This window comes from Saccharothrix lopnurensis (assembly GCF_042658445.1).
Classification (GTDB): domain Bacteria; phylum Actinomycetota; class Actinomycetes; order Mycobacteriales; family Pseudonocardiaceae; genus Actinosynnema; species Actinosynnema lopnurensis.
Genome location: NZ_JBHSQO010000041.1, coordinates 62,895 through 73,308 on the forward strand (window position 1 = coordinate 62,895; position 10,414 = coordinate 73,308).

12 protein-coding genes are annotated in these 10,414 nt (G+C 73.3%); 9 read left to right on the plus strand and 3 right to left on the minus strand.

Annotated elements, in window-relative coordinates; all coding sequences use genetic code 11:
* The first annotated feature begins 57 nt into the window (after nt 1-57).
* From ACFP3R_RS29100 to ACFP3R_RS29125, 6 genes are all read left to right on the plus strand, one after another.
* Nucleotides 58-1,563 (plus strand): aldehyde dehydrogenase family protein, encoded by a 1,506-nt coding sequence (locus ACFP3R_RS29100; protein ID WP_380640464.1) that lies wholly within the window; start codon nt 58-60, stop codon nt 1,561-1,563.
* 64 nt (nt 1,564-1,627) lie between these two features.
* Nucleotides 1,628-2,629, plus strand: a complete 1,002-nt coding sequence (gene dhaK / locus ACFP3R_RS29105) for a dihydroxyacetone kinase subunit DhaK (RefSeq protein WP_380640466.1) — start codon at nt 1,628-1,630, stop codon at nt 2,627-2,629.
* Nucleotides 2,630-2,642: 13 nt separating this feature from the next.
* A complete protein-coding gene (gene dhaL, locus ACFP3R_RS29110; RefSeq protein WP_380640494.1) occupies nt 2,643-3,275 on the plus strand; it encodes a dihydroxyacetone kinase subunit DhaL in 633 nt (210 codons plus the stop codon).
* Nucleotides 3,272-4,036: a dihydroxyacetone kinase phosphoryl donor subunit DhaM gene (dhaM, locus tag ACFP3R_RS29115; RefSeq protein ID WP_380640468.1), complete on the plus strand. Its 765-nt coding sequence runs from the start codon at nt 3,272-3,274 to the stop codon at nt 4,034-4,036. The genes dhaL and dhaM overlap by 4 nt, the downstream gene beginning before the upstream one ends.
* A 135-nt stretch (nt 4,037-4,171) precedes the next feature.
* Nucleotides 4,172-5,950 (plus strand): 3-hydroxyacyl-CoA dehydrogenase family protein, encoded by a 1,779-nt coding sequence (locus tag ACFP3R_RS29120; protein ID WP_380640470.1) that lies wholly within the window; start codon nt 4,172-4,174, stop codon nt 5,948-5,950.
* 38 nt (nt 5,951-5,988) lie between these two features.
* Complete coding sequence (locus tag ACFP3R_RS29125) at nt 5,989-6,576, plus strand: DUF3558 family protein (RefSeq protein WP_380640472.1); 588 nt, start codon at nt 5,989-5,991, stop codon at nt 6,574-6,576.
* Nucleotides 6,577-6,869: 293 nt separating this feature from the next.
* Here ACFP3R_RS29125 and ACFP3R_RS29130 read toward each other — a convergent pair whose 3' ends face one another.
* Nucleotides 6,870-7,082, minus strand: a complete 213-nt coding sequence (locus ACFP3R_RS29130; protein WP_380640474.1) for an FmdB family zinc ribbon protein — start codon at nt 7,080-7,082, stop codon at nt 6,870-6,872.
* 4 nt (nt 7,083-7,086) lie between these two features.
* Nucleotides 7,087-7,503, minus strand: a complete 417-nt coding sequence (locus ACFP3R_RS29135) for a hypothetical protein (protein WP_380640476.1) — start codon at nt 7,501-7,503, stop codon at nt 7,087-7,089.
* 52 nt (nt 7,504-7,555) lie between these two features.
* On the opposite strand from ACFP3R_RS29135, the gene ACFP3R_RS29140 reads away from it, so the two are divergent.
* Nucleotides 7,556-7,849: a hypothetical protein gene (locus tag ACFP3R_RS29140; protein WP_380640478.1), complete on the plus strand. Its 294-nt coding sequence runs from the start codon at nt 7,556-7,558 to the stop codon at nt 7,847-7,849.
* 290 nt (nt 7,850-8,139) lie between these two features.
* On the plus strand, nt 8,140-8,898 hold the full coding sequence (locus ACFP3R_RS29145; protein WP_380640480.1) for an alpha/beta hydrolase: 759 nt from the start codon (nt 8,140-8,142) through the stop codon (nt 8,896-8,898).
* On the opposite strand, the gene ACFP3R_RS29150 is transcribed toward ACFP3R_RS29145, so the two are convergent.
* The gene (locus ACFP3R_RS29150) at nt 8,874-9,404 is read right to left on the minus strand and encodes a GNAT family N-acetyltransferase (RefSeq protein ID WP_380640483.1); all 531 of its coding nucleotides are present in this window, start codon (nt 9,402-9,404) and stop codon (nt 8,874-8,876) included. The two genes, ACFP3R_RS29145 and ACFP3R_RS29150, sit on opposite strands and share 25 nt — an antisense overlap.
* On the opposite strand from ACFP3R_RS29150, the gene ACFP3R_RS29155 reads away from it, so the two are divergent.
* A complete protein-coding gene (locus ACFP3R_RS29155) occupies nt 9,403-10,152 on the plus strand; it encodes an alpha/beta fold hydrolase (RefSeq protein WP_380640485.1) in 750 nt (249 codons plus the stop codon). The genes ACFP3R_RS29150 and ACFP3R_RS29155 overlap by 2 nt on opposite strands.
* Nucleotides 10,153-10,414 lie beyond the last annotated feature (262 nt).

The window sequence follows — 10,414 nt, forward strand, 5'->3', positions numbered from 1 at the left end:
GCGAGCGGCCACCCGTTACTGTTCGGTAACACGTAGGTCGTCGCCCTGGAGGTCCCGATGACGCAGACCGCTTCCACCACGTCCGCGCGGGCCGACGACGGGCGCAAGCGGTTCGCCTCGGTCGACCCCCGCACCGGCGAGGTCGTCGCCCACCACCCGATCGCCGGCGAGGACGAGGTGCGCGAGGCGGTGCGGCTGGCCCGCGGCGCGGCCGCGTTCTGGGCCGACCTGGGCTTCGACGGGCGGCGCGCGCGGCTCGACGCGTGGCGGAAGCTGCTGGTCAGGCGGCTGGAGGACGCCCAGCAGCTGATCAGCGCGGAGACCGGCAAGTCCGCCGACGACGCGCGCACCGAGCTGGCCCTGGTCATCGACCACCTGCACTGGGCCGCCAGGCGCGCGGCCAAGGTGCTGGGCCGGCGCAAGGTCTCGCCGGGGATGCTCATGTACAACCACGTGGCGACCCTGGAGTACCGGCCGCTCGGCGTGGTCGGCGTGATCGGGCCGTGGAACTACCCGGCGTTCACCCCCATGGGCTCCATCGCCTACGCGCTGGCCGCGGGCAACGCCGTGGTGTTCAAACCCTCCGAGCTCACCCCCGGCGTGGGGGTGTTCCTGGCCTCGACGTTCGCCGAGGTGGTACCCGAGCACCCGGTGTTCCAGGTGGTCACCGGGTTCGGGGAGACCGGCGCGGCGCTGTGCCGGTCCGGTGTGGACAAGATCGCGTTCACCGGCTCCACGCCCACCGGTCGGAAGGTCATGGCCGAGTGCGCCGCGACGCTGACGCCGGTGCTGGTGGAGTGCGGCGGCAAGGACCCGCTGATCGTGGCCGAGGACGCCGACGTGCGGGCCGCCGCCGAGGGCGCGGTGTGGGGCGGCATCTTCAACTCCGGGCAGACCTGCGCGGGCGTGGAGCGGGTCTACGTCGCGGACGCCGTCTACGACGAGTTCCTGGCGCTGGTGACCGAGAAGGCCGGGAAGCTGCGGCCCGGCGGCGAGCCCGGCGCGGACTTCGGGCCGATCACCATGCCCCGGCAGGTCGAGGTCATCCAGGCGCACGTGGCGGACGCGCTGGAGCGCGGCGGTCGGGCGGTCGTGGGCGGCCTGGAGTCGATCCGCCCCCCGTACGTGGAGCCCGTGGTGCTGGTCGACGTGCCGGAGGACTCGACGGCCGTCACCGAGGAGACGTTCGGGCCGACCCTGGTGGTCAACCGGGTCGCGGACGCCGACGAGGGCGTGCGGCGCGCCAACGCCCTGCGCTACGGGCTGGGCGCCACGGTGTTCTCCCGCAACCGGGGCGAGGAGCTGGCGGCCCGGCTGCGCTGCGGCATGGTGTCGATCAACTCGGTGCTGGCCTACGCGTCCGTGCCCGGCCTGCCGTTCGGCGGGGTCGGCGACTCCGGGTTCGGCCGCATCCACGGCGAGGACGGCCTGCGCGAGTTCACCTACGCCCACTCCGCGGCCCGCAAGCGGTTCGGCGCCCTGCTCAACCCGATGACCTACGACCGGGGCTCGCGGACGATCCGGCACGTGCTCCGCCTGGTGCGCCTGCTCCACGGCCGCTGATCCGGGTTCCTGCGGTCAGTCGGGTGGAGTAGGAATGGGTGACCGACCACGAGGAGGTCACCCCGTGAAGAAGATCATCAACGATCCGTCGACCGTGGTGGAGGACGCGCTGCGCGGCATGGCGCTGGCGCACGCCGACCTGCTGGACGTCCACCACGACCCGACCGTGGTGGTGCGCGCGGACGCCCCGGTGCCGCGCAAGGTGGCGGTGATCTCGGGCGGCGGGTCGGGGCACGAGCCGCTGCACGCCGGGTTCGTCGGGCGCGGGATGCTCGACGCGGCGTGCCCCGGCGCGGTGTTCACCTCGCCGACGCCCGACCAGGTCGCCGCGGCCGTGTCCCGGACCGACGGCGGCGCGGGGGCGCTGCTGATCGTGAAGAACTACACCGGCGACGTGCTGAACTTCGAGACCGCCGCCGAGCTGGCCGCCGCCGACGGGGTGGACGTGCGCACGGTCGTGATCGACGACGACGTGGCGGTGCGGGACTCGACCTACACGGCCGGCAGGCGCGGCGTGGGCGGGACCGTGCTGCTGGAGAAGGTCGTCGGCGCGGCCGCCGAGCGCGGCGTCGACCTCGACGGGTGCGAGGCGCTGGCGCGGCGGGTGGTCGGGCAGGTGCGGTCGATGGGGCTGGCGCTGGCCGCGTGCACCGTGCCGCACGCGGGCGAGCCGTCGTTCACGCTGGGGAACGACGAGATGGAGCTGGGCATCGGCATCCACGGCGAGCCCGGCCGGCGGCGGGTGCCCGTGGGTCCGGCGGACGAGCTGGTGCCGGCGCTGCTGGAGCCGGTCCTGGCCGACCTGCCGTTCTCGGCGGGCGACCGGGTGCTGCTGTTCACCAACTCGATGGGCGGCACGCCGCTGGTCGAGCTGTACCTGGCGCACGGCATCGCCGAGCGGCTGCTGGCCGAGCGGGGCATCGTGGTGGAGCGGCGGCTCGTCGGGCCCTACGTCACCAGCCTGGAGATGCAGGGCATGTCGTTGACGCTGCTCAAGGTCGACGACGAGCTGCTGGAGCTGTGGGACGCGCCCGTCCGCACGGCTGCCCTGAGGTGGGGGATCTGAGGTGGGGGATCTGATGGTGTGCACGGCGGAGTCGGTGGCGGCGGCGCTGCGGTCGGTGGCGGCGGTGGTGGCCGCGCACCGCGACGAACTGGTGCGGCTGGACCGCGAGATCGGCGACGGCGACCACGGCGAGAACCTCAGGCGCGGGTTCGACGCGCTGGTGTCCAGGTTGGACGACGGGGCGCTGCCCGCGTCGCCGAGCGCGGTGCTGCGGCTGGCCGCGACGACTCTGATCTCCACGGTCGGCGGCACGGCGGGGCCGCTGTACGGGACGGCGTTGCTGCGGGCGTCGACGGCGGTCGGGGACGTGGCGGTGCTGGGGGCGGCGGAGGTGGCGGCCGCGCTCGGGTCGGCGCTGGAGGGCGTGGTGGCGCGGGGGAAGGCCGAGGTGGGGGACAAGACGATGGTGGACGCACTCACGCCCGCCGTGGCCGCGGCCTCGTCGGTGGCGGCGACCGGTGGCGGGGTGGCCGAGGTGCTGGAGGCGGCGGCGGGTGCGGCCGACCAGGGCGCGGGGTCGACGGTGCCGCTGGTGGCGCGCAAGGGGCGGGCCTCGTACCTGGGGGAGCGCAGCGCGGGGCACGTGGACCCCGGCGCGCGGTCCACGGCGCTGATCCTGCGGGCGTTGGCCGAGGCCGCCCGGTGATCGGACTGGTGGTCGTGTCGCACAGCGCGTCGTTGGCGGCGGGGGTGGCGGAGCTGGCGGGGCAGATGGCGCCGTCGGTGGCGATCGTGGCCTGTGGCGGCGACGGGGCCGGTGGGCTGGGCACGGACTACGCGGCGGTGGTCGACGCGCTGGTGGCGGCCGACTCCGGTGACGGGGTGGTGGTGCTGTTCGACCTGGGCAGTGCGCGGATGGTCGCGGAGATGGCGGCGGAGTCGGTGGCGGGGTCGGCGGGGGTGGCGGCTGCGGGGGCGGCCGGGGTGGTGCTGGTGGTGGACGCGCCGCTGGTGGAGGGAGCGGTGGCGGCGGCGGTGCGCGCGCAGGGCGGTGCTCCGTTGGCGGAGGTGGCGAAGGCGGCCGAGGCGGCTTTCGGTCCCGGGGCCGCCTCGGTCCCGGCTTCGCCCGGGGACCTTCCCGCCGCGGCTTCCGCGGCCCCGGAGGGCGCGCCGGTCGTGCCCGGTGGCGCCTCGCCCGAGGACACCGTCCGGGCCGAGGTCCGCCTCCTCAACGAGGTCGGCCTGCACGCGCGGCCCGCCGCCCTGGTGGTGCGCGCCCTGGACCCGTTGGACGCCTCCGTCGTGGTGCGGTTCGGGTCGGCGGAAGCGGACGCCAAGAGCGTGCTGGCCCTGATGGGACTGGGTGCGCCCGGCGGTGCGGCGGTCGAGGTCGTCGCCCGCGGCGCGGACGCGGCGGAAGCCGTGCGACGGGTGCTGGAGCTGGCCGAACGGCGGTTCGACGAGTGACTTTCCCCCGCCTCCGCTGGACCGGTCACTTGCTCGATACCGATGGTGAAGCTCACGCGGACGACGCGTGAGCACCATGGGATAGTCGCGACAAGTTACCGTCTGGTAGCCACTCCGGTGAGTGGGAGGTAAACAGTGACGCGGCAGTTCAGCACGGTGGGAGTCGTCGGCCTCGGCACGATGGGCGCCGGTATCGCCGAGGTGCTTGCCCGGACCGGTGTCACTGTCGTGGCGGTCGACGTGGACGACGCCGGCCTGGCCCGCGGACGGGACCACCTGGAGCACTCGACCGATCGCGCGGTCGCCCGCGGCAAGCTCACCGCCGCCGAGCGCGACGACCTGCTGTCCCGCATCTCCTACGACACCTCGCTGACCGCCCTCGCGGGCGCCGACCTCGTCGTCGAGGCCGTGCCGGAGCGGATGGGGCTGAAGGCGGCGGTGTTCACCGAGCTGGACCGGATCTGCCGCCCCGACGCGGTGTTCGCGTCCAACACCTCCTCGCTGTCGATCACCGAGATCGGTGTCCACACCGGACGTCCCGGCAAGGTCGTCGGCCTGCACTTCTTCAACCCCGCGCCGGTGCTGAGGCTCGTCGAGGTGGTGCGCACGGTCGTCACCGAGCCGGACGTGGTGGCCGACGTCGTCGCGTTCGTCGAGGGGCTGGGCAAGGCGCCGGTCGTGATCGGGGACCGGGCCGGGTTCATCGCCAACGCGCTGCTGTTCGGCTACCTCAACCACGCCGTGCGCATGTACGAGTCGCGCTACGCCACGCGGGAGGACCTCGACGCGGCCATGCGCCACGGCTGCGGCTACCCGATGGGCCCGCTCGCGCTGCTGGACCTGATCGGGCTCGACACCGCCTACGAGATCCTCGACACGATGTACCACCAGTCGCGCAACCGGCTGCACGCCCCGGCGCCGCTGCTCAAGCAGATGATCACGGCGGGGCTGCTGGGCCGCAAGAGCGGGCGCGGCTTCTACACCTACGACGGCACGGACTCCCCGGTCGTGGTGCCGGACGCGCTCACCCCCGCGGCGACGTCCGACACCGCCGCCGCGCGGGAGGTGCGGCGGGTCGGCGTCATCGGCACCGGCACCATGGCCACCGGCATCGTCGAGGTGTTCGCCAAGCGCGGGTACGACGTGGTGCTGCGGGCGCGGTCGGCGGACAAGGCGTCGGCGGCGGTGGAGAAGGTGCGCCGGTCGCTGGAGAAGGCGGTGTCGCGGGGCAGGCTGGCGGAGGCCGACCGCGACGCGGCGCTGGCCCGCGTCACGCCCGTGGTGGAGTTCTCGGACCTGGCCGACTGCGACCTGGTGGTCGAGGCCGTCGCCGAGGAGCTGTCGGTCAAGAAGGACGTGTTCCGCGAGCTGGACGAGGTCTGCAAGCCGGGCGCGGTGCTCGCGACCACCACGTCCTCGCTGCCGGTGATCGAGTGCGCGGCGGCCACCGGGCGCCCCGGCGACGTCGTCGGCCTGCACTTCTTCAACCCGGCGCAGGTGATGAAGCTGGTGGAGGTCGTGGAGACCATCTCGACCGCCGCGGACGTCGTCGCCACCGCCCGGCGGGTGTGCCTGGACCTGGGCAAGGTGCCGGTGCACTGCGGCGACCGGGCCGGGTTCATCGTCAACGCGCTGCTGTTCCCGTACCTCAACGACGCGGTGAAGATGCTGGAGGCGCACTACGCCGCGGCGGACGACATCGACGAGGCCATGAAGGTCGGCTGCTCGCTGCCGATGGGGCCGTTCGAGCTGCTGGACGTGGTGGGGCTGGACGTGTCGCTGGCCATCGAGCGGACGCTGTACCTGGAGTTCCGCGAGGCCGGCTTCTCCCCCGCGCCGCTGCTGGAGCACCTGGTGAAAGCGGGCAGGTTGGGGCGGAAGACGGGCAAGGGTTTTCGCGATTACGCGGCCTGAGTGGCTGGCCCCGTCCGGCGTTTGACATCGTGGGCACCATGCGGCGTGTGGTGATCTCGCTCCTGGTGGCGGCGCTCGGTGTGACGAGCGCCTGTGCGTACACGGTGAACGGCACCGCGGTGTCGGAGCAGGTGCTCGACATCGATCCGCCGTTCACCTCGGAACAGCAGGTGCCGTCCACCGAGCCGTCCGAGCCGGAGGACGAACCCGGGACGGGGACGGTCGGCGACATCTGCGCGCTGGTCGGGTGGGGGGACCTGCCCTACGAGGTGCCGGACAAGCAGGCGGAGCCGACCGAGACCGGCTACGACACCACGTTCGACCAGTCCTGCAAGTGGCAGACCTCGGTCGGTGACCTGGACGTGGGTGTCACGCTGCGCTTCCGCGAGGGGCGGGCGATCACCCTGGAGCAGAGCAACGGGGAGTTCGAGGTCGAGGGTCGCGCGGTGACCTACTTCGACCGGACCACGGACACGTCGGTGCAGCCCTCGTGCGTGCTGGTGATGGACTACGCCGGGGGCGGTATCGGGATCATCGTGATCGACGGGTCGGCGCGGTTCGGCGCCATCTGCGACCAGGGGAAGAAGGTGGCCGAGGTGCTGCTGGCCAACGAGCCGACCGGCTGACCGATTGGCCTGCCGGCTGGCTGACCGATTGGCCGGCTGGCCGCTGTCCTGCCTGCCTGCTGCCTGCTGTCCTGCCTGCTTCCTGATCGACCTGCCGGCCGCTGGTTGCCGCCTGATCATCCTGCTGCCCGGTCGGCCTGCCGGCCGCCGGTTGCAGGCTGGACCGGCTTCTGGCCGGGCCGCCAGTCCGCCAGGCTTGCTCGGCCCGCCAGGCTGACCGGCCGACCAAGCCCGCCGGACTGGGCGAGACCTGCTTCAGCCGGCCTCGCCCAGTCCGCCCGTCCGGTCCCCGCTCAGCCGCAGCAGCCCCCGCCGCAACAACCACCGCCGCCGCCGCCACCACCGGCGGGCGTGTCGGCCTTGCCGCCGAGACCCGCCATGGTCAGCAGCTTCACGGTGTCCTCGTGGCCGTTCGGGCACGGTGCGGGCGCGGAAGCCTGGTCCATCGACCGCTTGACGTCGAAGGTCGACCCGCACGCCTTGCAACGGAACTCGTAGGTAGGCACGGGCTCATTGTTGCTGCCGCCAGGGCGCCAGCGCCACCAAGGGCACCGCCACGGCTGACACGGTGGCGAGCAGCGTCAGCAGCGGCAGGCTGTGCACCCAGCCCAACCCCGCGGCGGCGGCGTGCGTGCCCGCGAACATCACCAACCACGTCCGGGCCCGAGGCCGCGACCACACCGAAGCCAGCGCCGACATGGCCATGACCAGCATCAACGCCGTCGTGGCCAGCAACACGCCCTGCCGGAGCCCCGGCGGTTGGCCGATCGGCACATCGGGTTCCCGAAGCACGACCTCGGCCCGCTGAGCGGCTAAGACGTCCCCCGAGGGCCCTTCGAACAGCAACCCGCGCACCACGGGCAGCAGAGTGATCAGCGCCTCCACCACCAGCAATACGGTCAATATGCTCCGTTGCCACCTGCTCATCCAGTGGACCGTAGGGGATCCCCGAACGGACAGCCGGATACCGTGGTCACTCATGCCCCGCCGCAACCGCCCGGACCGCCGCGACGAACCGCGACCCGTCGGCGGCCACGGCTGGGCCCACGCCGAGAACGCCCCGGACGGCAACTGGCTGGTCCGTTCGGTCTCCGGCGCCGCCACCACCAAGACCTACCGCTGCCCCGGTTGCGACCACGAGATCCGCCCCGGCACACCGCACGTCGTCGCCTGGCCCGCCGCCGACTACGGCTCGGTGGAGGACCGCCGCCACTGGCACCAGCACTGCTGGGCCTCACGAGGCCGCAGAGGCCCCACCTCCCGCCGCTGGTGAGCAGCGCTCGGTAAAGCCCGCGCCCGAGCCCCGCACCCGCACCCGCACCCGCACCCGCACCCGCACCCGGAGCGTTGCGCCCCGAGCCCGGCACCCGCGCTCCGAGTGCCCGCGCTCCGAGTGCCCGCGCTCCGAGTGCCCCGAGCCCGAGCGCCCCGAGCAACCGGCGAGTCTTGCCCCGGCCTTGCGACCGGTGGCCAGGCCCGGGTGACCGGACCCTGAGGCCATCGGGCGCGTGCCGTGACCTGGCTCGCTGTCCGCGTGCCCGACCGGGTGGCAGGATCGGTGGCGTGGGCGAAGCGGTTCCGATCAAGGCCAACACCGTGCTCCCGGCGCGCCGGGAGGCGGTGACCCTGCGGACCGACGACGGCCTCGCGTTGGTCGGCGAGCTGTCGTTGCCGCCGGACCGTGAGCCGCGCGCTACCGTGGTGCTCCTGCACCCGCTCCCCACCCACGGCGGCATGATGGACTCCCACCTCTACCGCAAAGCGGCGTGGCGGTTGCCCGCGCTGGCCGACCTCGCGGTGCTGCGGTTCAACACCCGCGGGACCGCCAGTGAGGCCGGGCGGAGCGAGGGTGCGTTCGACCACGCGGTCGGGGAGCGGTTCGACGTGGCCGCCGCCCTGGCGTTCGCGGTCGAGCGCGGGTTGCCCTCGGTGTGGCTCGTCGGCTGGTCGTTCGGCACCGACCTCGCGCTGATGCACGGGTGCGACCCGCGTGTCCGCGGTGCCGTCCTGATCTCACCTCCCTTGCGTTGGAGCACGGGTGACCACCTGCGTGCGTGGGCACGTTCGGGCCGGCCGGTGGTGTGCCTGGTGCCGGAGTTCGACACCTACCTGCCACCGACCGAGGCCAGGCGGCGGTTCGGCGCGGACATCCCGACCGCGGACGTGATCGACTTCCCCGGGGCCAAGCACCTCATGGTCGGGCAGTCCGAAGAGGTGCTCAATGCGATCGTGTCCGCGGTCGTGCCCGAGGTGTCCACGCCGTTGCCGCGCACCTGGTCCGGCCCGCACGAGCAGCGTCAGGTGAGCATCGGGACCTCCTGACTCCGCCAGACCAGCACCGGACCCTCGGCCGTCGTGCTTTCGCCCGCGTGCGCGAAGCCCAGCTTCTCCGCGACGCGCTGGGAGGGCTTGTTGTCGAGGTCGGTGATGATCACCACTGGACGGCCCGGCCGGGAGCGGCTCGCCCAGTCGACGGCCGCGCGTGCCATCTCCGGTGCGTAGCCGCGACCCCAGTGCCGGGGGCGGAACCGGTAGAACAGGTTGAACGTCGGTTCCCCGTCCAGGTCGTGGTGGCGCAGGCCGCCGAAGCCGATGACCTCCCCGGTCTCCGGCAGCTCCACCGCCCAGTACCCGATGCCGTCCCGTGCCCAGTGGGCCTGCCACTCCACCAGCATCTCGGCCGCTTGCTCCGCGGACGGCGGACCGGCCGGGTTGAAGCGGTTCGTCCCCGGATCGGACAGCACGGCGATCGCGGAGCGCACGTCACCCGGGCCGACGCGCCTCAGCAGGAGGCGGTCGGTGTGGATCTGGTCCGGGTTGGAGGTCATGGTCGCGACGGTAGCGACGGGGGCCGACAATCCAGGGGTGAATTCCTCGCCTTTGGTGCTGCTGCACGCTTTTCCGTTCGACGCGCGGATGTGGGATGACGCCCGTGACCTGCTGAAACCGGTCACGTTCAACCAGTGCGGCGGTGATCGTTCACCCGATCTGGTGGTAATCGCGGACGACGTGGTCGCGCTGCTGGACGAGCGCGGGATCGAGCGGGCGGTGCTCGGCGGCTGCTCGATGGGCGGCTACGTGGCGATGGCCGTGCTGCGCCGCCACCCGGACCGGGTGGCGGGCCTGGTGCTGGCCGACACGCGCGCCGGGGCCGACACCGAGGAGGCGCGCGCGAACCGCCTGGCGATGGCCGCGCGGGTCGAGGCGGAGGGGGTCGGGTGGGTGCCGGACGCCGTGCTGGCCGGGTTGCTCGGGCCCTCGCCGGACGCGGCGGTCGTCGAGCGGGCGCGGGAGCTGGTCCTGGCGCAGGACCCGGCCGAGGTGGCGTGGGCGCAACGGGCGATGGCGGCCCGGCCGGATTCGACGGACGTGCTCGCGGCGGCCGACGTCCCGGCGCTGGTGCTGGTGGGCGAGCACGACGCCCTTGCACCGCCGGCGTTGGCGCGGGAGCTGGCCGGGGTGTTGCGGCGGGGCGAGTACGTCGAGCTGGCCGGGGTCGGGCACCTCACGCCGCTGGAGGCGCCGGACGCGTTCGCCTCGGCCGTGCTGGAGTGGCGGCGCCGGGCCGGGGTGTGACCGCTCGGCTCATGACACCCGAGTGGGGGACGGGGCCGCGTCCTGAACGTAGAACTCGGGGGTCCTGAACGTTCGACACGATGCGCCTGAGCGTTCGACTCGCGCGGTCTGAACGTGTAGTTCGGGCGGTCTGAACGTGTAACTCGGGGGGTCTGGGCGTACGACTCGCGAGGTCTGGAGGTACGACTCGCGCTAGGTCAGTGCTTGGCTGCTCGGGGTTTGGGGGTGGGGCGGGCGATCTTCTGGGTGGGGTGGCGCGGCG

Coding starts and splice junctions, on each gene's coding strand:
- dhaL (WP_380640494.1), top strand. CDS start 2,643: ATGGTGTGCACGGCGGAGTCGGTGGCGGCGGCGCTGCGGTCGGTGGCG.
- ACFP3R_RS29100 (WP_380640464.1), top strand. CDS start 58: ATGACGCAGACCGCTTCCACCACGTCCGCGCGGGCCGACGACGGGCGC.
- ACFP3R_RS29140 (WP_380640478.1), top strand. CDS start 7,556: ATGCCCCGCCGCAACCGCCCGGACCGCCGCGACGAACCGCGACCCGTC.
- ACFP3R_RS29150 (WP_380640483.1), bottom strand. CDS start 9,404: ATGACCTCCAACCCGGACCAGATCCACACCGACCGCCTCCTGCTGAGG.
- ACFP3R_RS29125 (WP_380640472.1), top strand. CDS start 5,989: ATGCGGCGTGTGGTGATCTCGCTCCTGGTGGCGGCGCTCGGTGTGACG.
- ACFP3R_RS29135 (WP_380640476.1), bottom strand. CDS start 7,503: ATGAGCAGGTGGCAACGGAGCATATTGACCGTATTGCTGGTGGTGGAG.
- ACFP3R_RS29155 (WP_380640485.1), top strand. CDS start 9,403: ATGGTCGCGACGGTAGCGACGGGGGCCGACAATCCAGGGGTGAATTCC.